Source organism: Cruoricaptor ignavus (assembly GCF_900141665.1).
Classification (GTDB): Bacteria; Bacteroidota; Bacteroidia; order Flavobacteriales; family Weeksellaceae; genus Cruoricaptor; species Cruoricaptor ignavus.
This window is the reverse complement of the sequence record NZ_FQYI01000003.1, coordinates 124,516-148,915: the sequence shown is the minus strand read 5'-3', so window position 1 is coordinate 148,915 and position 24,400 is coordinate 124,516. Positions and strand designations below refer to the sequence as shown.

Genomic DNA, 24,400 nt, shown 5'->3' with positions numbered 1-24,400 from the left:
TGTTTTTGTAATTTTTTTCGTTTAAGCTTTGTTATCTTTAGCTAAAATTCCTTCAATCTTCTGTTTAAAAGGCTTCAAATCCCAGCTCACCGTATTCCAGACTGTGGCAACATCCACATCGAAATACTGATGGATCAGGAGGTTCCGCATTCCCATCACAGCACGCCATTCCACATCATCGTACTCATTCCTCAATTCTTCACTCAAATGCTTCGCCGCTTCGCCAATAATTTCAAAATGCCTTATCATCAAATCCTGACTTCGCCAATCTTCCGAAAATTTTCGGAAATCCACTTCCGAATAAATTTCTAAAATCTTATCCGCTGAATCCAGAATATGCTGCAGCCTCGCTTCATCCTCAGGCTTCATAAATCACCTTCAAATCCCTGTTGATACCCTCTTCCAAATACGGACTGATGTAGCTTGCAGAAATCAAATCCACCTTTCGGTTCAGCCGTTCTTCCAGCTCGTACTGCATTTTCGCAAGCTGAAACAGCGTGATTCCGTTTTCAAAGTTATAAAGGATGTCAATATCACTGCTCTCCAAATCCTCGCCACGAGCTGCAGAACCAAACACACCGATGCTTTTCGGTGCATAAGGTTTCAGCGTATTGATTATCGTATTAATTTGCAGAGAAGTCAGCATTCCTAAAACTTTCGGTAAATTTACTCAATTTAATCTTTCTGCTAAAATTTTTTCCTCTATAAATTTCTCAGCTTCACCTCTTTTTTGAGATATTCCCGATAATCCTCGGCAAACATCCCGATGTATGTTCCCGTTTCTAAGTCCCTGTTCACGCCGGTTTTCCCCATCAATACAGAGCCCTTCGCAATACGGTTTCCCGATGCAATGCCTACCTGACCCCAAATCGTAACATCATCTTCCACAACGCAGCAGCCTGCGATTCCCGTCTGAGAAGCTATCAGCGCCCGTTTGCCGATTTTCGTATCGTGGCCAATCTGTATCTGGTTATCAAGCACAGAGCCTTCGCCAATCACCGTAGAATCCGTTACGCCGCGGTCTATCGTGCAGCCGTTGCCAATTTCTACATTGTTTTCAATCACCACATTTCCCACGGAAATCAGCCGGTCAAACTTCCCGTCGATTTTTCTGTAATAAAAAGCATCTCCGCCCAAAACCGTATTGCTTTGGATGATCACATCATCGCCAATGACCGTTCTGTCGCCAATTACTACATTCGGGAAAATATGGCAATTGCTGCCGATTTTCACCTCATTTCCCAAAACAACCGACGGATGAATGAAGCTATTTTCCCCGATTTCCAAGGCGTGCCTTTCTTCGCGAAAGTTGGATATTTTGGTAAAATGCGTATTAATCCGGTTAAAATCCCTGAACGGATCTTCCGAAATCAGCAGCGCTTTTCCTTCCGGAACCTCCACTTCTTTGTCGATGAGAATTACCGTGGCCAAAGATTTCAGCGCCTTGTCGTAATATTTCGGGTGATTTACAAACACGATTTCTCCCGGCTGAACAAGATGGATTTCATTCGTGCCCAAAACTGGAAAATCTTCATCGCCAACGAATTGACAATCAATGATTTCCGCAATGGATTTCAGCGTTTGTGGATGTGTGAAACGCACCGTTTATAAATGATAATTGATGAGTGATAAATGATGAATTATTCCTTCACCCTTTCCAGATAGGCGCCGTCTTCCGTGTTGATTTTAATTTTATCGCCAGGCTCAATGAACAGCGGCACCATCACTCTTGCACCCGTTTCAACGATGGCGTTTTTCAGCGCGTTCGTTGCCGTGTTGCCTTTTACGCCGGGATCTGCTTCCACCACTTCCAGATAAACCGTCGGTGGAATTTCCGCAGAAAGCGGCGTTTCATCGGCTTCCTTCAGGATGATGGTCACCTCTTCCCCAGCCTTCATAAACTGCGCATTTTCAATCATATCCTTGTTCAGGTAGATTTGCGAAAAATCGTCGTTGTTCATAAAGTGAAAACCATTATCATCATCGTACAGGTACTGAAATTTCCGGGTGATTACCTTCACCTCATCGATTTTATGCCCTGCGGAAAAGGTATTGTCCAGCACTTTACCGTTCGTTACTGATTTCAGTTTCGTGCGCACAAAAGCCGGCCCCTTACCCGGTTTCACATGCAGAAACTCAATGACCTTATAAATATCATTGTTGAACTCGATGCACATTCCCTTCTTAATATCGTTACTTGTCGCCATAAAAAATTTTTTTTTGCTAATTGCTTTCGGCAGCTGCCGTTTGCTTTTTAACGGGTTAAAATATTGATTGTTTTATCTTTTCTATCACCTTTTCTACAAACTCCAATTTCATAATCCCTAATTTGCGGTAAATGTCGCGCTCTACATTTGCGACAATTATTTGACATTTAACATAGCTTGGTTTTGCAAAATTAAAATTTGCCATTCCATCTTCAATTGAAAATGCATACTGATGAAATGTTGCTTTTGATGAAATTAAAGCCAAATAAATAATACCCTCAACTTCCTGAAGCTCATCATTTGAAACTACCAAAGCAGGATGAACTTTTAGCCGTCCATCTGCAAAAAGAAAGTTTACCTCAACTATATCACCTTTGTGAAATCTCATCAAATGTACCGGTCAATTATTTTCGAAAGATTAACTTTTGATGTGTAAAGAAATGCCTCTTTCTCTTCTTTTTCAGAAAGTTCCCTCGTGATTTCTTTAGGAATGCGTTTCTGAATTTTCAAAGCAAGGCCCGCTTCTTTTGCTTTTCGAAGCAAAAGCTTAACTTTCTCATCAGAAGAATCTTCCAAAACAAAAATATCAGTCATTACTTTTTACTTTTGCCTTTTTACTTTTTACTGGCTCTTTAGCCTCACTCTTTCGCCGAGCCATAGCCCTTCACAATTCCCCTTGGTGAATTTTTGATGAATTCCAAAATTTCGTCGCGCTCTGCGGTGGGCAGCATTTCCTTTTCAATGAAGGACATAGCCTGCGTTACATTCATTTTCATCTGGAAAATGTAGCGGTAAATTTTCTGGATTTCAAAAATTTTCTCATTAGTAAAACCTCTCCGGCGAAGCCCTACGGAATTAATGCCTGCATAGCTCATCGGTTCTCTCGCCACCTTTACATACGGCGGAATGTCCTTCCGCACCAAGGTTCCGCCAGAAACCATCACATGCTTCCCGATTTTCCCAAACTGGTGCACCGCCGAAAGCCCGCCCAGAATTGTGAAATCGCCAATTTCCACATGGCCTGCAATTCCGCAGCCGTTCACGATGATTACATTATCGCCCAAAACACAATCGTGCGCAATGTGCGAAGTCGCCATAATCAGGCAGTTGTTGCCAACTTTCGTGTAGCCCAGCGCCTTCGTTCCGCGGTTCACGGTTACGCATTCACGAATCGTGGTGTTATTACCGATGATTACCTGAGATTCCTCGCCGTCAAATTTCAAATCCTGCGGAATTGCGGCAATCACCGTTCCCGGAAAAATCCGGCAGTTCTCCCCGATTCTCGCGCCGTCCATTATCGTCACATTTGGCCCTATCCAGGTTCCGCTGCCTATTTCCACATCTGCAGCAATCGTGGTAAAAGGTTCTACCACCACATTTTTCCCGATTTTCGCACGCTTGTCCACGGCAGCCAGCTGATGCACCATCACTCGATATTTTTATTTTTTATGACCTGTGCCATCAGGTCTGCTTCCACCACCAGATTTTCGCCCACGAAACCTTCGCCGTGCATCTGCACTATTCCTCGGCGAATAGGCTCCAGCAGCTCGATGCGGAAAACTACGGTATCGCCCGGCACTACTTTTTTCTTGAACTTCACATTATCCATCTTCATAAAGTAGGTGGAATAGTTTTCCGGATCCGGAACACCGGCCAGCACAAAGATACCGCCAGTTTGCGCCATTGCTTCGATGAGCAGAACGCCCGGCATCACAGGCTCTTCCGGAAAATGCCCTACGAAGAATGGCTCATTCATCGTTACATTTTTTACGCCCACTGCCATTGTTTCTGTAAGTTCCAGAATTTTATCTATGAGCAAAAACGGCGGACGGTGCGGCAGCATTCTCATCACACCCTTGATGTCGTAAAGCGGCTCTGCACTCAGGTCAAACTGCGGCACGCTTTTTTTCTTTTCCTGCTTCCATTGCCGGTTCAGAAGCTTCGCAAATTGCGTATTTACGAAGTGGCCAGGCTTATTGGCAATCACCCTGCCCTTCAGTTTTACGCCGGCTAAGGCCAAATCTCCCACTACATCCAGCAATTTGTGCCGTGCCGCTTCGTTCGGATATTTCAAGGTTAAATTATCCAAAACACCGTTTGGATGGATGGAAACATCTTCTTTGTTAAACGCTTTTTTCAACTTCTGCGCCGTTTCGTCGGTCAGCTCTTTATCCACATAAACGATGGCATTCGTCAGGTCGCCGCCTTTTATCAGGCCTGCATCCAGTAGCATTTCTATTTCGTGCAGGAAGCTGAAAGTCCTTGCCGAAGCGATTTCCGTTTTAAATTCCGAAATATCTTTCAGCGTGGCATTCTGCGTTCCCAGAACTTTCGTGCCGAAATCCACCATCGTTGTTACTTCGTATTTTTCGGAAGGAATGATGGTTAATTCAGAACCAGATTCCGGATTGATGTACTGCATTACTTCCTTCACCACAAAATATTCGCGCTCTGCATCCTGCTCTATAACTCCAGCATTTTCAATGGCTTCCACGAAAAATTTTGACGAACCGTCCAGAATCGGCGGCTCTGCGCTGTCCATTTCGATGATGGCATTATCCACATCGCAGCCTACCAAGGCGGCGAGCAGATGTTCGCAGGTTTGTATGCGCACGCCGTTTTTTTCCAGCGTGGTTCCGCGCTCTGTAGTCGTCACGAAATTCACATCGGCCTCCACTCTTGGATGCCCTTCCAGATCGGTGCGCACGAAAACTAAGCCCGTATTTTCCGCTGCAGGTTTCAGCGTCATTCTCACTTCTTTGCCCGTATGCAGCCCTACGCCTTTCAGCTCGGCTTCTTTGGCAAGGGTTTTCTGCTTGTCACTCATCGCTGTGTTTTGCGTTTTTTTCAAGATTTTCAATTCTTTTTACGATTTCCGTGAAATTTCTGAAATGCACATAATTTCTGCGGAAATCTCCAGCAGAAAACGCAGGCGAACCGTAAATGATTTCGCCGTCGTTCACATTATTATTCACGCCGCTTTGCGCCTGAATTTTCACCTGGTTTCCAATTTTAATATGGCCTACGATTCCGCTTTGCCCGCCAATCTGGTTCCAATCACCAATCGTGGCAGAGCCTGCAATTCCTGCCTGCGCTGCTATAACATTATTTTCGCCGATGCGTACATTGTGCGCAATCTGTATCAGGTTGTCGATTTTCGTACCTTTGCCGATAATCGTAGAGCCTATGGTTCCGCGGTCAATCGTGCAGTTGGCACCGATTTCCACATCATCGGCAATTACCACATTTCCAAGCTGCGGAATTTTCTCGAAGCCTTTTTCCGTAGGCTGAAAACCGAAACCATCCGCACCAATCACCGTGTTGGAATGGATGATGCAATTATCACCAATCACAGAATAATCACAAATGGAAACCCCGCTGTAAATAATGCAATTCCTTCCGATTTTCACATTATTCCCAATAAAAACCTGCGGATAAATTTGAGAATCATCTCCTATTTTAACTTTTTCCGAAACATAGCTAAAACTTCCGATGTAAACATTTTCACCAATCTGTGCTGTTTCAGCAACGGACGAATTGGCTTCTATGCCGGTTTTCTGCGGCTTATTTTGCGCGTAAATTTTCATCAGCTGCTGCACGGCAAGGTAAGCGTCATCCACCAAAATCAGTGTGGGACGGAATTTTTCTTCGCCGATGAATTTCTCGGAAACTATGACTACGGAACACTCCGTGTCCTTCAAAAGTGGCAGAAATTTTTCCTGCGCAATGAATGACAAGCCGTTTGGCATTGCCTGCTCAATCGGGTAAACACCGGTAATCCGCGCGTTCTCATCGCCAATAACTTTGCCGCCGATAAAAGACGCAATTTGCCCAGCCGTAAATTCCATATCTTGCAAAGATAGAAATTTGCATTAATTCCGTGCGGTTTTCGCAAAATTTTCGGTCAGGAAATTTCCCGCGGAAAATACAGGATATGCTTCGTGGTTTCCGTAGTGATGGATGATGAAAGTATCTGATTTTCAGAATCTTCCAGGCGGATTTTCCTGCCGTTTTTCAGCAGAAGCCATATCGGTTTTTCTTCCTTATTGTATGGCAAAAGGCTGCGCGAAATTTCTTCTACGAAATGCCTGCCCAAACCTTCGCCGAAAAACACATCAGCTTCCTTTATTTTTTCCGAGATCAATTCCTGTGGAAAAGGTTTCGATTGTATTTTAGTTTTCGGTAACCTCCTCTGTATCACCGCTTTACAGAAATAAGACAGCACAGCATCCGGATGATTTTGCCAAAGTTTCATCGCCATTGTTACATCATTATCATCCAGCAAAGTGAATTTTTCGATGTCTTCCTTCGTTAAATTCTCATCGATTTTTTGCAGAAAATATTGCAGATTTTCCGGCGCAGGAACGTCTTGGCCGCTTTTCGCCAAAAATTTTGCTCTGCCTAAAATTTTCACCAAAAGTCTTTCGGAAAGCGCCGCGGTTTTGTGGAAGTAAACCTGCCAGTACATAAACATCCTTGCCGTGAGAAAATTCTCGATGGAATAGATGCCTTTCGCATCCACAACTAATTCATTTTCAGAGACATTCATCATCGAAATGATGCGCTGCGTATTCACATTTCCTTCCGCAACGCCGGTGTAAAAACTATCGCGCTTCAAGTAATCCAGCCGGTCCACATCCAATTGGGAAGACACTAATTGATTGAAGAAATTGCGGTGGTATTTTCCCTGAAACATTTCGATGGCAAGGCTCAGCTCACCGCTGAATTCACGGTTGATTTCCTGCATTAAAATCAGCGAAAGTTTCTCGTGATGCCAGCTGTTCATCAGCACATTCTCCAAGGCGTGAGAGAATGGACCGTGCCCAATATCGTGCAACAAAATCGCTAAAAGTGCCGCGATTTCTTCTTCCCGCGAAATCTCTATCCCTTTGATTTTCAGCGTCTCCAAAGATTGATGCATCAGGTGCATCGCTCCGATGGCGTGATGAAACCTTGTGTGCGTAGCTCCCGGAAAAATCAGGCTGAGCAGGCCGGTTTGCCCGATTCTCCGCAGCCTTTGGAAGTACGGATGCTCGATAACATCGAACAGGATTTCGTGCGGAATCCTGATGAAGCCATGCACCGGGTCGTTGATGATTTTGAGTTTGTTCAACGCGGAAAGATTTTAGTAGTTTTCATTCTTGTAATCCTCCAAAGGTAGCACTTTTGCCATTTTACTTTTGCCCTGGCTCCTCCTTTTGAAAATCAACCTTAACTATTTTTAACTAATCCATCAAAAAATTTACAAAAATCTTAGGAAGATTTCTGCGTAATTTTGAGCTTAATTTTTTGAAAAACAGATGTCGGGAAAGATTTTATGGATAGATGATGAAGTGGATCTGCTGAAGCCGCACATTGTGTTCCTTGAAAGAAAGGGCTACCAGGTAACGCCTGTGAACAATGTGAATGATGCGCTGGATTTGCTGGATGAGCAGCATTTCTCGCTGGCCCTGCTGGATGAAAATATGCCGGGAATTGGCGGCATAGAGGCAATACCGATGATAAAGGCGAAGGATGCTGCCGTGAAAATCGTGATGGTGACGAAGAATGAGGAAGAGCACATTATGGAGCAGGCCATCGGCTCGCAAATTGCGGATTATATTTTGAAACCGGTAAATCCTAATCAAATTCTTCTTTCTTTGAAGAAAAATTTGCAGGAAGATACGCTGGTGGAGCAAAAAACCATTGAAGAATATAGGCAGGAATTCCGCAACCTTTCGATGGAACTGGGATATTTGCGAGATTATCAGGAATGGGCGGATTATTATAAAAAAATCCTAAACTGGGAAATCCGCTTCGATAATGTTTTCGATAGTGAATTCGCGGCTTTACTGCAATCGCAAAAGGAAGAGGCCAATATACAATTCGCAAAATTTATCGAAAAAAATTACGAAAACTGGCTTCATACCGATGACAAGCCTCTGATGAGCCACACGCTTTTCAAAGAAAAAGTGAAGCCGGAAATTGAGCGCGACAAGGTGCTTCTGCTGGTGATTGACAACTTGCGCTACGACCAATGGAAGATGATAGAGCCGCTTTTCACGCGGTATTACAACAAGATTTCGGAAGATTATTATTACTCAATTCTTCCTACGGCTACGCAATATGCACGGAATTCTTTCTTCGCCGGGCTGTTGCCGTCGGAAATTGAAAAACGCTTTCCGGACAAGTGGTTCAACGATAATGAGGACGGCAATAAAAACGAGTACGAGAAGGAATTTCTGGACGACCAGATGAAGCGGCTAGGGCTTTCGGCGAAGACGAGAAAGTACATCAAAATCCTAAATGCTGATTTTGAGCGCAAGGTTTTTGAGGATTTCAACCAGCACAAAAAGTACGATTTGCTCACGATAGTTTACAACTTTATCGACATACTTTCGCACGCAAAAACGGACAATGTAATTGTGGATCAATTGATTAGGGACGATAAAACTTTCCGCTCGCTCACTTACAACTGGTTTGAAAATTCATCCATAGTAAAACTTGTGAGGCTGGCTGCTGAAGGCGGTTTCAGGCTGGTAATCACCACAGATCATGGTATGATTTATGTGAAAAAACCAAGTCAGGTTGTGGGCGATCGTGAGACTTCCACGAACATCCGCTACAAAACCGGCCGCAGTTTGACATATGATGAGAAGGAAGTTTGGGCGGTTACTCAGCCTGAGAAGCTGTTTCTGCCGAAAGGCAACCTGAGCTCGAAGTACATTTTCGCGAAGAACAACACCTTCCTTGCCTACCCGAAAAATTACAACCACTTCGTGAATTATTACCGGAATACCTATCAGCACGGCGGAATTTCGCTGGAAGAGTGCATCATCCCGATTGCAATCCTGGAACCTAAGTAGTTTTTTTCATAGTTTATTTGTTTTTGTAGAAGCCGGAAAAAGTCTCAGGATCTTTTCCGGTTTTTTATGTAAACCGCCGCAAATCAATTTCTTGCGGAAGCGCAGTTCCGTTTTCCGCCAAATCAAAAAGATGTTGCGAGAAATAGCTGGCGTTCAGAATGCCTCTGGCACCAAGCCCATTGAAAATGAATAGGTTGCGGTAAACTGGATGCCTTCCCAAAATCGGCCTGCGGTCTTTCACAGTTGGGCGGAAGCCAAATTTTTTTTCGATGATTTCAAAGCTACCGTCATAAATTTCCGAAAGCCCGTTTTTCAATTGGGAAATTGCGGCTTCATCAATCGAATTACCAAGATTTTCGCGGTCATAAGTTCCACCGTAATAGAATATATTTTCATCCACCGAAAAAAGAAAATGTTTCTTCTTCAAAGTTGCCGATAAATTCAGCGGCTCAGGAAATTTCACCAGCAAGTGATGGCCTTTGTTCGGGACGATGGGCAAATTTTTAAAGAATCGATTTTGCCTTGCTGCAATGCCTTCCGCAAAAATAATTTTGCTAAATTTTAGATTTCCGTAAGTAGAATTTTCGGGATTAAGTTTTTCATAATCAAAAGTTTCTTCGATGAGAAAATTATTTTTCCTGAGAAAATCCTGCATTCCTTGAAAAAAACCTTTCACATTCAATCTTGCAGATTGTAAAACTTTTCCCGTGGCAAATGGATTGCTAACAATTTGAAAATCAACAAATTCGGATGAAAGAAAATTCTGCAAATCCGGCTGCTCTCTTTTCTTCTGCCAGATTTCTTTTTCCTTCTCATCGTGAAAAATCCTGTAAACCTGCTCATTCACCAAAAAATTTTCACCGGTATATTCCGCAATTTCGAGCATCGTTTTTTGCAAATGCACAATCTGTTCCTGCGCTTTCCAGAAGGTCGTGAATTTCTTCAGCACCACAGGATTTACAATGCCAGCGGAAACTTGCGAAGCACCAATTTTGCCGTCAGAAAACAGCTGGAAATTTTTCCCGTTTTTAATGAGCTGATGAGCCAAGAAAAGCCCCGCAAAACCGCCGCCAACAATAATGTAATCCGTAGTCATAAGAAAAAACCTGAGCGGTTACTCAGGTTTATTTTTGCAAGAATTTAAGATTAATAATTCCACATTTCGTTCTCCATTTCCAGAATTTTATTCTTTATCCGGTCGTGTTCTTCAAGTTGTTCATCTGCATTACGAGGTATATAATTCGCAATGACGCCGTCACCTGGCCCGTTGGAGGATTTGTAGATAATGGATGAAAACCGGCGGGCGTTCAGGATATCGTCATAAGTAATATCAGAAGAAATATTATCACCATTGAAAACTACATTATTGGCCAAGATTTCCCGTGCATCAGGGTACCACACCCAGAACAAATCAATGAGTTCGTCTCTGTCGGCAATTGGCTGGCCGTCCGGCCCAAATTGTCCCATCGTAGCAGGGTCTTGACCCATAGCTGCAATGCCGAGCAGCCTGTATTTCATCTGAGAATCTCTGCGGTCAATGTACCACATCCCTTTAATTTTGATGAGCTTTACATTTTCTGTCTTAGTCTCATATCGATCGGTACCTGCCTGCCTGTCTTCATCAGAAATTTTTTCTCCCGAATTTATTTTGTCTACGAGCCAGTCTGAAATACGCTCACTATGTGTGCGTGCAGAGATCTGGTCTGGTGTAAGCTTCGTAGTGAACATTTCATCATCATAGACTTCTTTAATCTCACCATTGTTTATTCCATCAAGCAAGAGCTGATAAAGAGACTTACTACCTCCTACAATTCCGTCAGAATTATGGTACAGCGGCTGATTTATACGGTCATTCATATCGATAATTTCCCAAACAACCATACTTTTCAGGACATCTTTATCTTCTATAAAGCCATAGCTGAGCGGCTGATTCTTTACCGATACCGCAGAGTCACCCTTCATCGCCATATTCTGTTCTCTCATTTCACGGAATTCAGCCGGGGATTTTGCATTGAGAATATTTTGTGCAAACGAATACAGAGAAGACAGAAATGATAATGTTAAAAATACTTTCTTCATAATTGTTGCCAGATGTTACTGGACATTAATTACTACTGGCGGAATTTCTTTTAATTGCTGGTTTCCAAGCCCAGTAGCGGTTGCATTAATTTTAAAAACATAAGCGATATCGCCGGAACGAAGATTTCTCACCAGTCCCTCAACACTTCTGAGAGAGTTGCCGCTTACCTGCATCGCAGGCTTTCCAGGAACCTTAAACATAAAACTGTTTACAGAAAAACTAACTGGGAAATCAAAATCAGGCATATTCACGGAAACAGTCTGATTTGGGATTGAGCTTGCAGGCATACTTACCACGCTCTGTCCGCGGATCTCGCCGACTGGTGGCGGCACATTTTTCACGCGGAACGGGAATGATTGTGAGATTGTTTTGCCTTTCGGATCCTTGCCGGAGATAGTTAATGTAACCTGGTTTCCGCCAGTTGGCGTTACCGTCCACTTGCCTCTTCCTCCGCTCACAGATGCGCCAGACGCCGAAAGAGAAGTCTGAGAATTATCTGCGCCGAGGATGGATCCTGAAACTGGATTCGGAAGTCCGCGATAAAGCACATTCATCTTATCCGCAGATACCAATGCACCGCTTTGCAGCGCCACTTCTTTTGCGCCAGCAATTACATTATAGGTATGGTTGTACGGCAAGCTTAATGTTTTACCTTTAGCATCCGTAAAGTTGATTGTACCACTGAATGACTGCTGCCCTACGGATGAGGTGTTCAGCTGCCTTTTACCGACGCCATTGGTCACTGTAAGCCCTGGCATAGATAGTCCAGGCACATTGCTGGAATAATTACCAATCGCTACTTCAGCAACTGCATTCTCACCTTGGATAACTGTGGTAGGCGCGGATACAATTGCCCGAAACGCATCGAATTGGATATTTGCATCAACCTTCTCCTGTAGCATCACCATCAATGCATCCGTCTGGATGCCTCTTGCAGCTGATTCTATTACTTCCAGGTTGGAAAGTGCGGCGATCAACGGCTGATTATAAAATTTGTACTGAAGCCAGTTTTTGTTATTAATAGGTTGCTGAAATTCTGTCTGCATCGCGCTACTTTTTGCTCGCTCAACTACCCCCTGCATCTGGCCGTTATTACTGAAATTACTTATCACATAATTTCTGAAATCATCAATCTTAGCTTTCATAGAAGCTGCCTGCTTGCTAGGCTTACCTTCATCTCCCCTTTCAAAGAAGAATTGAGTGGAAGGATCTGTATTGTTCAGCGCGGTAAAGCTCTCGCTAATATCAAGGCTAGGATTATACTGCGCATCCTTACTCAGCTGAGCTTTTATCCCTTCTATTTCCGCAACTAGCGCGTCAGCTTTAGCTTTCAGACCATCATACTGCTGAACAGCAGCGGTATATTCCTGATTATCCCGTGCCTTTACCCGAAGTGTCTGCTCAAAAATGGTATTATTTTTCTGAGTGAGAGCCCTGGTATCGGTAAGGGACTGGTTAGTATCCCTGTAAGACCTTATAATTTCCTGATCAATCTGCATTGCAAGCATTGCGATGAAAACCAGATACATCAAGTTTATCATCTTCTGCCTTGGTGTCTGTTTTCCCTGTGCCATTTAAATAAATTTAAAAAAAAGTTTAAACGCCCGGGATTAAAACTTCATAGCATTCAGCATTCCGCCATACACTCGGTTGAGATTGCTTAGATTTTGTGTAAGTCCGCCAAGTTCCTCGTTGAATTTCTGAGATTGCTGGGCTGACTGTTCTAGATCGGCAACATATTTCCTGCTATATTCCGTCTGCGCTCTTCCGTGTTCTAGCTGTGTGGCATATAGCGCATTCATATTTTCAAGCTGCTGAGCGGCGAGGTTTAGCTGATCGTTATATTTTGATGTAGCTGCGGAAACATCTGTAGCCTTATTCATCTGCTCTACGGTTGTTGAGAATCTGTCCATACCTTCTCTTAAGCGGTCAAACAAGCCTGAATCAATTTTTGCTTCTGCGAGCATTTTATCAAGTTTATCAGAAAGTGAGCTCTCAATTTCTTTAGTTTCAGCGAACTGCTGGGTGATTGCTGGGCGCGCTTTTGGCTGTGCATTCGGATCCATAAGTTCCGGATATACATTTTCCCAAGCATAATTGATCTCGGATTTTGGAGGGTCGAAAGCAAAAACAATGAAGATTAAGGCTTCAGTAATCAAACCGATTGCAAGCATTACATTGCCGCTAAGAGGCCCAAGGCTCCAGTGTGTCAATTTGAAAAGTGCACCGATGATTACAATAGCCGCACCGATGGAGTAGATGAAGTTAAAGATTGCTTCTTTTCTCATAATAATTTTTTTGTGTTTTATTTTTAATTTGTTTTTCTTTTAAACTTGGCGGATCCCTCAGCGATATCCTGTACGGTGCGGAATCCGATGTAGCTTCGTGCAGAATCCTTATGTTCCCAGTCTCTGTAGCCAGTCATTAGTAGGTAGCCCACATCTTTCCAGGAACCGCCTCTTACTGTTTTCTTCGTCTCTCTGTAAGCTTGGTTTGAGAGCTGCGGGTTCATGGTAGAAGAGAACATATAAGTGGAGTTGCTGTACGGGGACTCCGTCCACTCGGCTACATTTCCTGCCATGTCATATAGGCCGTAGCCATTACGCTTAAACTTTTTTACCGGAGCAGTATAGAGATAGTTGCCCTTCTTTTCATCCTCGATATAATTACCACGCTTCGGCTTAAAGTTAGCGAGATAATAGCCTCTGCTGTCCGTCATATACGGGCCACCCCAAGGATAGGTCGCATTTTCGAGACCGCCCTTCGCTGCGTATTCCCATTCAGCTTCTGTAGGGAGGCGGAAGGTCATAGATTTCTGTTTTGAGCGTTTCAGGCTTTTATTGTAATCGGTTTTAAGTTTGGTTCTGAAGTTACAATACGCCCGCGCCTGATCCCAGGTGACGCCGACAACGGGGTAATCCTTGTAGGCGTTGTGCCAGAAGTACTGGTCAAAAAGCGGCTCATTATAGGAATAATTGAAATCCTTCACCCACACGGTGGTATCAGGATAAACTGCGATACTTTCATGCTTCAAATAGGTAGAACTTCTCCTGCCATCCTTCACGGCAGTGGTCACATCCTCCCAGTTATAAGCATATTTCAGCTTGCGGGTATCTATAAGTCTTTCATTGTTAATTCGTTCGCTTTGCGGCAGATACAGAGATTCCATAATTTCAGCATATTGAACATCCGGATAATCGGAAGTTCTCCAATGCAATGGTACCGACCAATCCAGCCGTTTTGATTCATCATAGCCATCACGCCCGCCCTGAGACTCAAGAAATTCCTGATACGCATTTTTGGAGCCGTCCTTTTTTGCCAGGTAGGCATAGTCCGAAATGCTGCCGCCATTCCCGGAAGATCCGCCGTCTCCCGCTGCTTCAGCGAGCAGAGCTCTTGCAATAGAATCTTTTACATATTGTACAAAAACTCTATACTCTGCGTTCGTAGTTTCCGTTTCATCCATGAAAAAAGATGAAACAGTTACTGTTTTCAGGGGCGCCTTTTCAGGTTGGTTCGTCATATCCTGGTCCGCAAGCCCCATTACGAACGAGCCTCCAGGAATGGCTACCATTCCATATGGCCTTTCCGCCACGAAGCTTTTTGATTTTTCTTTCGGAATAAGCTCCCCTTTCGTTCCAGGTTTACCGGCAGACCTCCCTTTGCCCCCGCAGGAGGAAAGAGCTACTGCTGCCAGCGCATAAATTATTGCCTTATTGAGTTTCATTTGATTGCTTTTTGCTTAAGCAAAGCGTCCATTTATTTCGAACGCAAATCTGCATTAATTATTTTAATTGAGCAAATATTTTATTCCACCGTTACAGATTTTGCCAAATTCCTCGGCTGGTCCACATTTGCACCACGGAAAACCGCGATATAGTAGGAGAGCAGCTGCAGCGGAACGGAAGCGATAATAGGCGAAAATGCCTCGTGAACATCCGGTATTTCTATCACATAATCTGCAATGCCGGCCACTTGCTCGTCCCCGGGATTCACTATTGCAATCACTTTGCCTTTTCTTGCCTTTATCTCCTGAACATTGCTCACGAGCTTATCGTAGTGGCCTCGCTTTGGCGCGATGATGACTACCGGCATATTTTCATCAATCAGCGCAATTGGCCCGTGCTTCATCTCTGCTGCTGCGTAGCCTTCCGCGTGGATGTAAGATATCTCCTTAAGCTTTAGCGCGCCCTCGAGCGCCGTAGGGAAGTTGTAGCCCCTCCCGAGATACAGGAAGTTTTGCGCATCCACGAAATTTTTGGAAATTTCTTTTACCAGCTCATTCGTACCGTTCAGCACTTCCTCAATCTTCGATGGCAGGGCGTTGAGATCAGAAATGAGTGATATGAATTCTGCCTGGCTTATTTTACCTTTTTCTTTACCAAGTTTTAATGCTATCAGGGAAAGAATTGTAAGTTGGGCAGTAAATGCTTTTGTGGACGCCACACCAATTTCCGGTCCTGCGTGCGTGTAGGAGCCGGCATCGGTGATTCTTGCAATTGAAGAATCTACCACATTACAGATGCCGTAGATGAAGGCGCCCTTCTCCTTCGCAAGTTTCAGGGCTGCCATAGTATCTGCTGTTTCGCCGGACTGGGATATGGCTATCACTACATCGTTCTCATGAATGATCGGGTTTCTGTAGCGGAATTCTGAGGCATACTCTACTTCCACCGGTATTCTGGCAAATTCTTCAATGAGGTACTCGCCAATGAGTCCCGCGTGCCAGGAGGTGCCGCAGGCGATGATAATAATGCGGTCGGCATTTCTAAATTTATCGATATGGTCCCACACGCCGGCCATCCGGATGTCTCCTTCACTCATTAGAAGGCGGCCGCGCATTGTATCCAGCACGGATTTCGGCTGTTCGAAGATCTCTTTCAGCATAAAATGTTCGTAGCCACCCTTTTCTATTTGTTCAAGGTTCAGTTTTAGCTCCTGCACCAGCGGATTAATAATTTCATTAGCCTCAATGCTTCTTATCTCCACACCGTTTTCCGTAGAAATTGTAGCCATATGCCCTTCCTCAAGGTAGATGGCCTCTTTTGTAAATTCTACGAACGGGGATGCATCGGAGGCTATGAAGTATTCCCTATCCCCCAGCCCGATTGCCAGCGGGGAGCCCAGCCTCGCTACTACCAGCAGCCCGGGGTAGTCATCGTGCATTACGGTGATTGCGTAGGCGCCGTAAACTTCGTTTAGAGCCATGCGTACCGCTTCTGGGAAGCCTACATCCCCATTTACATCCATAAAATACTGGATGAGATTTACCAGCACTTCCGTATCGGTATCAGATTTAAAGCTAAAACCTTTGCCGGAGAGGAGAGTTTTTATCGCGTCATAATTTTCAATGATGCCGTTGTGCACCAGGGCTATCTTCCCATTGTTAGACAGATGCGGGTGAGAGTTTCTGTCACTTGGCGCTCCGTGAGTAGCCCAGCGCGTATGCCCCATCCCGTGATTGGCTGTATTTTCCAGGCTGGATGAGATGGCAACCAGATCATCAACCTTGCCCTTGGTTTTTGCAACTTTAAATTCCTGATTCTCAGCATCCAGAACAATCCCGGCGCTGTCGTATCCCCTGTATTCTAGGCGGCGCAGGCCGTTTATTACGATATTATAAGCATCCCTGTGTCCGGTGTAACCTACTATTCCACACATATTATATCATTTTATCGCTTAGTGTAAATTATTTGTAATCGTGCGCGCTTGTCATTCCCGGCGTCGCTTCCCACAAGCACAATCCTGTTCGGCGTGTAGGCAGTGGAGGTGTGCTCCGCTCCGAGTTTTATATTAGAGGCATTTACCTCGTAATATCCGACATTCAGAATCAGGTCCGTATTTTCCGCATCCTTCTCAATAATGTCCTTTAAAGTCTGAGTGATGGAGATGTCATAATATGCCGGATTTTCTTTCAGGGATGAGGTAGTTATTAAAGAAAAAACAGGGTTTGCCGCAAAGGCAGTCATATCGGAGATAAAGGAAGTTTTGCCCTTTGGAGAAATCACGAAGCTTACAGGCTTGGCAAAAGTATTATTCCAGGTGGAAACATCGGAATACAGTCTGAGTTTTGCTGAAAGCACTGCCAGATCCTGGGACGCGCCGAGCTGCTTTATCTGGGCAACGACGGATTGAGGAATCCTTATACCGAAGCCTGGGCCTCCCATACCCTGGGCGTAAAGTTTTTTATCCCCCATATTTTCATCGGATGCCCAATTGGCAAGTGCACTTCCTTTCCTATCGTACCATACCTGGTTAAACCTTGCATTCGCTCCTCCAAAAATGAAGGAGAAAGTACCTTGCTGCGCAGTGCTGCTGCCATTCGCATCAGCGTCGTGGTGGTAGTAGATTATAAGCTCCATTCCGCCGGGAGCCATTGTAAAAATGTATCCATCGTCCTCAGCGACTGAAATCCTGAGGCCTCCGAAATATCTCACAAAATTCGAGGCATCCGCCATCTCAGGGCTTTTTGCCTTGCTGATAATTCTATCCTGGAAAAAGTTTTTGTCCAGAGGTATTCTAATTCCCGCATCCCGGCTGAGTAGCTCTGAATTATCATCCTTTTTTACAATTTTTACTGCAGATACACTCCCGTCAAGGTTTTTTGTGCCAAGCATTACGCCTGTGTTTACCTGTCTGTTACTGTAAATTGTGTCACTCGCCGAGCCAAGGAAATCCTTTACCTCGTGTACCTGGAGCGTCATATTCTTTTTGGCTTTCCCATACTTAGTGATAGGATACCTGCTGACCGTTTTCTTCGCCGCGGTGCCGTTCCACTGGAAGTTTTCGTCGGTGGATGTGGTGAGGCTGTCGGATGCAAAATAAGGTTTCAGCACAAGCACTACGGAATCTACCACCGGGTTTTTTCCAAAATCCGGGGCATAAGCGGAGGGCCGGATCTGCGTAATGAAAGATGACTTCTGCAATCCGAATTGGGACTCGTGAAACGCGCCAATAGTGGCCGCGGTAAGTTTGCTCCCGTCGGTGCGGATAATGTCACCGTTGTTCACATTGTAAGCCACTACATCATAGGACACCACATTCCCCGGGATTACATTGTCTTTTACAAGCTGAGACCCAAGAGAATCCAGCTCGGGCTCGCAGCTAAACAACAGAAAGCTCCCAATTATGGCAATGGAAGTCTTTAAAATTAATTTAAAATTCGTCATAATCAGAGTTGCTTAATAAACTGATGATACAGCATCGGCATCCAGGTGGCCGCCCTTCTGAGCGGAAGAAGCCTCATACGCATCCTGAATTTCCCCTTCCAGGAACTCATCGCCCTGCAGCAGCACATCTGCAAAACCGGCCGCAGCCTTCAGCGTACCCCGCACGGAAGCAAGGGAGAGCTCCGCAGGGATCTTATCAAATTTCAACACATCCGAGGCACTACCGGCAAAGTCGAAATCAGGCTCGTTGTAAAGTGAAAGGACGAGCTTTGTATTGTTGAAATAAAAATCTTTCTTGTAAAAAGTTTTAAGATAAACCAAAACCACTGCCGACATCCAGCCGTTCAGGTGGATTACATCTGGCACCCAGTTCAGCTTTTTCACAGTCTCTATCACTCCCCGGGCGAAGAATACCGCACGCTCGAGGTTGTCTTCAAAAGGCGCCCCCTCTGCATCGAGATAGTATGCCTTTCTCTTGAAATACTCCTCATTATCAATAAAGTAAACCTGCAGCCGCTCTCCGGGCAGCGATGCCACTTTTATGATCAGGGGCTGATCGAGGTCGTTAATAATGATGTTCATCCCGGAAAGGCGGATCACCTCGTGCAGCTGAAACCGACGCTCACTCACGGGACCGAATCTTGGCATCAGTACGCGCACATCGTTGCCCTCCCGGTGCATCTTCAGCGCCATCCTGTTCACGCTTTCCGCTATGGTACTATCCTCCTGGTAGGGGGACATTTCTGTAGTGACAAATAAAATTTTCTGTCCTGGCATAATCAATCAGGCTGTCTTTCTGAAAGCTCTGGCGGCAAAATTACGAAAAAATGAAGTAATGGAAATTTATTCCCCACTTGGGCATCTGCTTATTATCTTTGTCAAAAAAATATTTTCATATGAAAGTCTTAGAAAGCCGCTCCGCCCTTGGGGAATATATTTCAGAGATAAAAACTGACGGCAAGACTATCGGCTTTGCACCTACGATGGGCGCACTACACGCCGGGCACCTTTCGCTTTACGCCGCTGCAAGGCCGGAAAACGATGTGGTAATTTCCTCCATATTCGTAAATCCTACCCAGTTCAACGATCCCAAAGACCTGGAAAAATACCCCAGAACGGTGGAGCAGGATATCGAAAAACTTAGAGACAGTGGCCTTGTGGACGCAGTGTATCTGCCTTCCGTGGAAGACATTTATCCGAACGGCGCAATAAGCGAGAAATTTGATTTCGGCGGGCTGGAAAACGAGATGGAGGGCGCCTCCAGACCGGGACACTTCGATGGAGTAGGCACCGTGGTGAAGGAGCTTTTCCAACAGGTGCAGCCTGATAATGCTTATTTTGGCGAGAAAGATTTCCAGCAGCTCGCGATCATAAGTAAAATGGTTTCCGATGAAAAAATTCCCGTAAAAATCCGCAGCGTAGAAATAAAACGAGAAGAAAGCGGGCTGGCGATGAGCTCCCGGAATATGCGCCTAAGCCCAGAAATGAAGGAAAAAGCTGCGCTGATCTACGAAACATTGGTGAAAGTAAAGGACTGGTTCCGCATCATTTCCATCCCGGAGATCAAGAAAAGAGTTCAGGAAATTTTTGAGAAAGAAGAAGCTTTCGATCTCGAATATTTCATCATTGCCGACGAAGAAACCCTGAAGGAAACAGATTTTTTCTACGCGGGGAAAAGCTACCGCGCCTTCATCGCAGTATGGGCGGAAGGCGTGCGGCTGATAGACAATATGCACCTGGAATAAGAACAGAAGCCCTCCCAATAAGGGAAGGCCTCCGAACACCAAATCACAAAATATTAATATGAAAAAAATCTACTTTGCAGCAAATTCGTGACTCGGCTGGGATTCGAACCCAGGACCCATACATTAAAAGTGTATTGCTCTACCAGCTGAGCTACCGAGTCTAAATTTACAATTGACAGATGATATGCGATAATTGATTGTCATCAAGGATCATTAATCATCCATCAATTATGGATTGTGCCTGCGACTGGACTCGAACCAGCACATCCTTACGAATACCACCCCCTCAAGATGGCGTGTCTACCAATTTCACCACACAGGCTGCACTGCCGCGTCGCACGGCGACCCGTGACTCGGCTGGGATTCGAACCCAGGACCCATACATTAAAAGTGTATTGCTCTACCAGCTGAGCTACCGAGTCTCCCTTTTTCTAAAAAAGCGGTGCAAAGATACGCTTTTTTTACAGCTCTCAAAATTTTTTTCGAAATTTGTGCAAAATCCAAAGATGATTATTTCTCTCGCAGGATATATGGGAAGCGGCAAATCTTTGATTGCTAACGATTTAGCCAAAAAACTAAATTTTAAGGTTGTAGATTTAGACCAACAAATTATAGCCGAAAACCAACTTGAGATTTCGGAAATTTTTGAAAAGCAAGGTGAAATTTTCTTCCGAAAAGCTGAGCGGAAAATTTTGGAAAACATCCTGAACGCCCCCGAAAACAGCGTACTGAGCCTTGGGGGCGGTACCCCGGCGTATTTTGACAACATACACCTACTCAACCAAAAATCCTTCAGCGTGTTCCTGCAGGCCAGCGTGAAAACTTTATCCGAAAGACTTCAATCTGAGAAATCCGAAAGGCCGCTAATCGCAAAAATCTCGGATGAAGATTTACCGGAATTCATCGCGAAACACCTCTTCGAAAGAAATCCTTATTACACTCAGTGTCAGGCAGTTATCTCGGTTGATGGAAAAACTGCGCAGGAAGTTTCCGATGAAATCATTCGTCTTCTTCCTGCATTCTGAAAAACGCATCCCAATCATCTTCCGAGGAAGTTTTTGATGTATCTTCGTCATTATCAATGAATTCCGCAATTTCCCGGCGGTCCTTCTTCGTGGGCCTGCCCTCACCTTTCGAGCGGTAGTAGCTCTGCTCCAGCCTGCGCCGCTCCAGAATTTCGTACTGTGCCTTCTCCGTTCTGTCGCGCACATACAGCGGCACAAGCTTCGCCCCCACCCTGCTTTGCGGCAGCTGTATTACCTCTATGGCATACTCAATCTGATTTTTTTTGATTTTGATGACATCCCCGGGCTTTATTTCCCTGGAAGATTTGACGGCAGAATCGCCCACCGATACACGGTTTTTCTTAATTTCCTCCGCGGCGATGCTTCTGGTTTTGTAAAACCTTACCGACCACAGAAACTTATCCACTCTCATAAAATTTGTTACTTTTGTCAATCAAATTTAAAAGATTCTGATGAAAAAAGTGCTCATTTTCGCAATGGTGGCTGGCATCAGCCTCGGTGCTTGCAAGAAAGATGATGATAATGACGGCCAGCCCGCCTATGTAGAACCCGAAAATATTTCCACGCAAAACACGAATGATGATGCTGCCATCGCCAAGTATCTGGATGAGCATTACCTGAACAGCCAGGGGAAAATAATGGCATTTACCGCCACAGAAACTCCTGAAAACCACCCGAGGCTCTCTTCAATGAATCCTTTAAAGCTGAGCTCGGGGGTAGTCGTAATACTGCGAGAAGGCGCGCAACCGGAGAATGGCCGAAGCATAGGCGATACCGATATCATAAGGATTATGCACCATACCGGCACCTTCCTTTCCAACCTGGAAGATGGCAAGGCGAACTACATTTCCGAGCTTGTTTTCGGAAATACGATTGATGGCTCCGGCGCACCGCAGAACGACCCGTCTTTCTATTTTGCCAGCGCTAAAACTCTATCAGAATCCGGCAAGGCAAGAGATTTTTATGAAATAGAAGGTTTCCGCGAAGGATTAAAACACTTCAAAAGCTGCGAAATCCCGGACAGCCAGAATTACAACCTCCAGGGCGTGATTATCGTGCCTTCGCGCGCGGCATTTGCTCGGGACGCGCACTATCCCTACGGCAGCACCAGCTGGCGCAACCGCAACTTTGTTTTTAATTTTCAGGTTTATAAAACTTCGGAAAGAAAGTAATTTTTTTCGATTTGAATTATTAATCCGTGCCGTTTGAAACAGGGCACGGATTTTTGTTTGAACTTCTGCAAAAAAATAAAAACGCGGAACATTTCGTCCCGCGTTTTTCTCGTTTTAAATCAATACAATTATTTGATGCCGTGCATCCAGCGGCTGATGAATGGACCAAGGACGAACAGTAAAATACCGCAACCAATCGCGATGAAACCAAGCGTGGAAAATACGCTGAGGCCTTTGTTCAGGGATTCGCTGGCAATTACGCTGCCGATTTTTGAAACCGGTGATTGCTCCAGCAGTTTCTCGTAATCTTCAATCGACTGAACTTCGGTATTCTGCGCTTTGTCGGCAGTTGTAAGGAAGGAAGCCTGCGACGATTGCAGCATCTTATCACGCTTCGTACCGCTGTAGTTCTGCGCATTTTCTTCCAAATCCTTAATTTTTACCGTGGTTTTCGCATACTGCTTTTCAGGATTTACAGAATTAATTTTGCTGATGAATTCATCCGAAACCAAAAGGCTTTCCACGGAAGTTTCATCCAGGTTGTCCACGAAATCCTCACTAAGCAGCAGGTTTTTAATATCCTGATCAATTTCCTGAGAATTCCGGAAGGCATCGCTCTGCACGATGGTTTTCTCGTTCACGGTTGTCAGTTTTGCAATGTGCTTTCCGCCCTGGTGAGCGATGGATGATGATAGGAACCAGATTCCCATCATAAATGCCACCATATGCTTTGGCGAAAGCTTGGTAACCAGCGACAAGCCAACCGGCGAAAGCGTAAGCTCACCCAGTGTGTGAAGCAGGTAAAGCAGCACCATAAAAAGCGCAGGCACCATACCCAGTTTTGCGAAATTTCCGCCGAACATCAGCATCAAAAATCCTGCACCAAGAAGCAACAGCCCGATACCGAATTTGTATGGTGCCGCAGGTTCTTTGTTCGCATTAGCAAGCTTTATCCAAAGCAGCGAGAACATCGGCGCAAAAAGCATAATGAAGAGCGGATTGATGGATTGGAAGAAAGTTGTAGGAACTTCCAACCCGAAAAGTTGGCGGTTCACATTCCTTGCGGTGAAAAGGTTCAGGGCAGAGCCTGCAAGCTCGAAGAATGTCCAGAAAATCGTGGTGAAAAGCAACAGGATTACCACCACCCAAATTCTCTGTTTTGCCACGGTTTCCATCTTGCTCGCCTGATACAGCAGATAGCCGATAATTCCCACAGCAAGCACGCTGAGCAGCACATCCACAATATCATTATTGCGAATCAGCAACCAGGAAACTGCCACCATGGCAACAATAGTAATGTACGGCAGGATGTTGTTTGGCACTGCAGGCACTACATCCTTCGCCGGAAGTTCGTCAGGTTTTAGCCCAACTTCCTTGAAAACACCACGGCGCGAAGCCACGGCAAAAATGACATAACCGAGCAGCATACCGATACCAGCCGTAAGGAAACCGTACTGCCAGCCTTCGTTTTCACCGATGGCACCGCAGGTAAGCGGCGCAAGAAACGCACCCATATTGATACCCATATAAAACAGGGTGAAAGCACCGTCCCTCCTTTTGTCGCCGTCTTCGTAAAAACGGCCAACCATCGATGAAATGTTTGGTTTAAAGAAGCCGTTCCCTACCACAAGCAGCGCCAGGCCGATATAGAATGTGGTCTGATTGTTTAGGAATAAAGTAAACTGGCCGGCTGCCATCAGCAAACATCCGACAACGATAGCCCTGCGGAAACCGATGAGCTTATCCGCGAAATAACCGCCGATAATAGGCGTAAGGTAAACCAAGGCACCGTAGGCACCGTAAACACCGTAGGCTTTGGCATCATCGAAATCGAAGCCGCCGTCCATCAGGTTTGCCGTCATATAAAGTATGAGCAGCGCACGCATACCATAGTAGCTGAAGCGCTCCCACAGCTCTACCATAAAAAGCGTGAAGAGTGCCTTAGGATGAACTTTCCGGTTGGAAAAAATCACGATTCCAACCCACAGTGCCACGCCAATCCAGGCGATGAGCATTAATTTATAATCAGGGTTTAACATATGTTAAGATTTTTTAACAAATGCAAATATAGTTTTTTTTGAAAAAGTATTGTTTGAGATTAAGGTTAAGTTTGAGATTAAGGCGGAGGTTGGTTGAGAAAAGTTTTTTTTAAGTATA

24 protein-coding genes and 3 tRNA genes are annotated in these 24,400 nt (G+C 44.9%); 4 read left to right on the top strand and 23 right to left on the bottom strand.

The window, feature by feature from the left end; all coding sequences use genetic code 11:
* Window positions 1-21: 21 nt before the first annotated feature.
* The 10 genes from BUB43_RS04840 to BUB43_RS04795 are packed head-to-tail and all read right to left on the bottom strand — an operon-like array spanning window position 22 to window position 7,320.
* Window positions 22-369 (bottom strand): HepT-like ribonuclease domain-containing protein, encoded by a 348-nt coding sequence (locus tag BUB43_RS04840; RefSeq protein WP_073178854.1) that lies wholly within the window; start codon window positions 367-369, stop codon window positions 22-24.
* Window positions 359-646: a nucleotidyltransferase family protein gene (locus BUB43_RS04835; protein ID WP_073178852.1), complete on the bottom strand. Its 288-nt coding sequence runs from the start codon at window positions 644-646 to the stop codon at window positions 359-361. Before BUB43_RS04835 ends, BUB43_RS04840 begins: the two co-directional genes overlap by 11 nt.
* Window positions 647-702: 56 nt before the next feature.
* A complete protein-coding gene (locus BUB43_RS04830) occupies window positions 703-1,602 on the bottom strand; it encodes a UDP-3-O-(3-hydroxymyristoyl)glucosamine N-acyltransferase (protein ID WP_073178851.1) in 900 nt (299 codons plus the stop codon).
* Between the two features lie 38 nt (window positions 1,603-1,640).
* A complete protein-coding gene (efp, locus tag BUB43_RS04825; protein ID WP_073178849.1) occupies window positions 1,641-2,207 on the bottom strand; it encodes an elongation factor P in 567 nt (188 codons plus the stop codon).
* 55 nt (window positions 2,208-2,262) lie between these two features.
* Entirely contained in the window at window positions 2,263-2,595 is a 333-nt protein-coding gene (locus BUB43_RS04820) for a type II toxin-antitoxin system PemK/MazF family toxin (RefSeq protein ID WP_073178847.1), read from the bottom strand.
* On the bottom strand, window positions 2,595-2,801 hold the full coding sequence (locus BUB43_RS04815; RefSeq protein WP_143154036.1) for a hypothetical protein: 207 nt from the start codon (window positions 2,799-2,801) through the stop codon (window positions 2,595-2,597). The genes BUB43_RS04820 and BUB43_RS04815 overlap by 1 nt, the downstream gene beginning before the upstream one ends.
* 44 nt (window positions 2,802-2,845) lie before the next feature.
* Complete coding sequence (lpxA, locus tag BUB43_RS04810; RefSeq protein WP_073178844.1) at window positions 2,846-3,634, bottom strand: acyl-ACP--UDP-N-acetylglucosamine O-acyltransferase; 789 nt, start codon at window positions 3,632-3,634, stop codon at window positions 2,846-2,848.
* Window positions 3,634-5,034, bottom strand: coding sequence for a bifunctional UDP-3-O-[3-hydroxymyristoyl] N-acetylglucosamine deacetylase/3-hydroxyacyl-ACP dehydratase (locus tag BUB43_RS04805; RefSeq protein WP_073178969.1), 1,401 nt, complete (start codon window positions 5,032-5,034; stop codon window positions 3,634-3,636). Before BUB43_RS04805 ends, lpxA begins: the two co-directional genes overlap by 1 nt.
* Entirely contained in the window at window positions 5,027-6,055 is a 1,029-nt protein-coding gene (gene lpxD / locus BUB43_RS04800; protein ID WP_073178842.1) for a UDP-3-O-(3-hydroxymyristoyl)glucosamine N-acyltransferase, read from the bottom strand. Before lpxD ends, BUB43_RS04805 begins: the two co-directional genes overlap by 8 nt.
* A gap of 56 nt (window positions 6,056-6,111) precedes the next feature.
* Window positions 6,112-7,320, bottom strand: coding sequence for an HD domain-containing protein (locus BUB43_RS04795; RefSeq protein WP_073178841.1), 1,209 nt, complete (start codon window positions 7,318-7,320; stop codon window positions 6,112-6,114).
* Window positions 7,321-7,507: 187 nt separating this feature from the next.
* Here BUB43_RS04795 and porX point away from each other — a divergent pair, with 187 nt between their 5' ends.
* On the top strand, window positions 7,508-9,052 hold the full coding sequence (gene porX, locus BUB43_RS04790) for a T9SS response regulator signal transducer PorX (RefSeq protein WP_073178840.1): 1,545 nt from the start codon (window positions 7,508-7,510) through the stop codon (window positions 9,050-9,052).
* 64 nt (window positions 9,053-9,116) lie between these two features.
* Here the strand turns inward: porX and BUB43_RS04785 are convergent, their stop codons facing one another.
* The 8 genes from BUB43_RS04785 to BUB43_RS04750 form a co-directional block, all read right to left on the bottom strand.
* Window positions 9,117-10,148, bottom strand: coding sequence for an NAD(P)/FAD-dependent oxidoreductase (locus BUB43_RS04785; RefSeq protein ID WP_073178838.1), 1,032 nt, complete (start codon window positions 10,146-10,148; stop codon window positions 9,117-9,119).
* Window positions 10,149-10,198: 50 nt separating this feature from the next.
* Window positions 10,199-11,131 (bottom strand): type IX secretion system ring subunit PorN/GldN, encoded by a 933-nt coding sequence (gene porN, locus BUB43_RS04780; RefSeq protein ID WP_073178836.1) that lies wholly within the window; start codon window positions 11,129-11,131, stop codon window positions 10,199-10,201.
* A gap of 15 nt (window positions 11,132-11,146) precedes the next feature.
* Window positions 11,147-12,706, bottom strand: coding sequence for a type IX secretion system motor protein PorM/GldM (gene porM / locus BUB43_RS04775; RefSeq protein ID WP_073178835.1), 1,560 nt, complete (start codon window positions 12,704-12,706; stop codon window positions 11,147-11,149).
* A 36-nt stretch (window positions 12,707-12,742) separates the two neighbouring features.
* Window positions 12,743-13,420: a type IX secretion system motor protein PorL/GldL gene (porL, locus tag BUB43_RS04770; protein ID WP_073178833.1), complete on the bottom strand. Its 678-nt coding sequence runs from the start codon at window positions 13,418-13,420 to the stop codon at window positions 12,743-12,745.
* Window positions 13,421-13,443: 23 nt separating this feature from the next.
* Entirely contained in the window at window positions 13,444-14,859 is a 1,416-nt protein-coding gene (gene porK / locus BUB43_RS04765) for a T9SS ring complex lipoprotein PorK/GldK (protein ID WP_073178831.1), read from the bottom strand.
* An 80-nt stretch (window positions 14,860-14,939) separates the two neighbouring features.
* The gene (gene glmS, locus BUB43_RS04760) at window positions 14,940-16,793 is read right to left on the bottom strand and encodes a glutamine--fructose-6-phosphate transaminase (isomerizing) (RefSeq protein WP_073178829.1); all 1,854 of its coding nucleotides are present in this window, start codon (window positions 16,791-16,793) and stop codon (window positions 14,940-14,942) included.
* Window positions 16,794-16,804: 11 nt separating this feature from the next.
* Window positions 16,805-18,301, bottom strand: a complete 1,497-nt coding sequence (locus BUB43_RS04755) for a DUF4270 domain-containing protein (RefSeq protein WP_073178827.1) — start codon at window positions 18,299-18,301, stop codon at window positions 16,805-16,807.
* Between the two features lie 12 nt (window positions 18,302-18,313).
* Window positions 18,314-19,078 carry a glycogen/starch synthase gene (locus BUB43_RS04750; RefSeq protein WP_073178825.1) on the bottom strand — a complete coding sequence of 255 codons (765 nt, stop codon included), beginning with the start codon at window positions 19,076-19,078 and terminating at the stop codon, window positions 18,314-18,316.
* A 119-nt stretch (window positions 19,079-19,197) separates the two neighbouring features.
* Here BUB43_RS04750 and panC point away from each other — a divergent pair, with 119 nt between their 5' ends.
* The gene (panC, locus tag BUB43_RS04745; RefSeq protein ID WP_073178823.1) at window positions 19,198-20,046 is read left to right on the top strand and encodes a pantoate--beta-alanine ligase; all 849 of its coding nucleotides are present in this window, start codon (window positions 19,198-19,200) and stop codon (window positions 20,044-20,046) included.
* 88 nt (window positions 20,047-20,134) lie between these two features.
* Here the strand turns inward: panC and BUB43_RS04740 are convergent.
* The 3 genes from BUB43_RS04740 to BUB43_RS04730 form a co-directional block, all read right to left on the bottom strand.
* A tRNA-Lys gene (locus BUB43_RS04740) sits at window positions 20,135-20,207 on the bottom strand.
* Window positions 20,208-20,284: 77 nt separating this feature from the next.
* Window positions 20,285-20,368: transfer RNA gene (locus BUB43_RS04735), tRNA-Leu, on the bottom strand.
* Window positions 20,369-20,395: 27 nt separating this feature from the next.
* A tRNA-Lys gene (locus BUB43_RS04730) sits at window positions 20,396-20,468 on the bottom strand.
* An 84-nt stretch (window positions 20,469-20,552) separates the two neighbouring features.
* Between BUB43_RS04730 and BUB43_RS04725 the strand changes: the two genes are divergently transcribed.
* The gene (locus BUB43_RS04725) at window positions 20,553-21,071 is read left to right on the top strand and encodes a shikimate kinase (protein WP_143154034.1); all 519 of its coding nucleotides are present in this window, start codon (window positions 20,553-20,555) and stop codon (window positions 21,069-21,071) included.
* Here the strand turns inward: BUB43_RS04725 and BUB43_RS04720 are convergent.
* Entirely contained in the window at window positions 21,046-21,483 is a 438-nt protein-coding gene (locus BUB43_RS04720; protein ID WP_073178819.1) for an RNA-binding S4 domain-containing protein, read from the bottom strand. The two genes, BUB43_RS04725 and BUB43_RS04720, sit on opposite strands and share 26 nt — an antisense overlap.
* A gap of 40 nt (window positions 21,484-21,523) precedes the next feature.
* Between BUB43_RS04720 and BUB43_RS04715 the strand changes: the two genes are divergently transcribed.
* Window positions 21,524-22,243 carry a hypothetical protein gene (locus BUB43_RS04715; protein WP_073178817.1) on the top strand — a complete coding sequence of 240 codons (720 nt, stop codon included), beginning with the start codon at window positions 21,524-21,526 and terminating at the stop codon, window positions 22,241-22,243.
* Between the two features lie 128 nt (window positions 22,244-22,371).
* On the opposite strand, the gene BUB43_RS04710 is transcribed toward BUB43_RS04715, so the two are convergent.
* The gene (locus tag BUB43_RS04710; protein ID WP_073178815.1) at window positions 22,372-24,282 is read right to left on the bottom strand and encodes a peptide MFS transporter; all 1,911 of its coding nucleotides are present in this window, start codon (window positions 24,280-24,282) and stop codon (window positions 22,372-22,374) included.
* Between the last annotated feature and the right edge of the window lie 118 nt (window positions 24,283-24,400).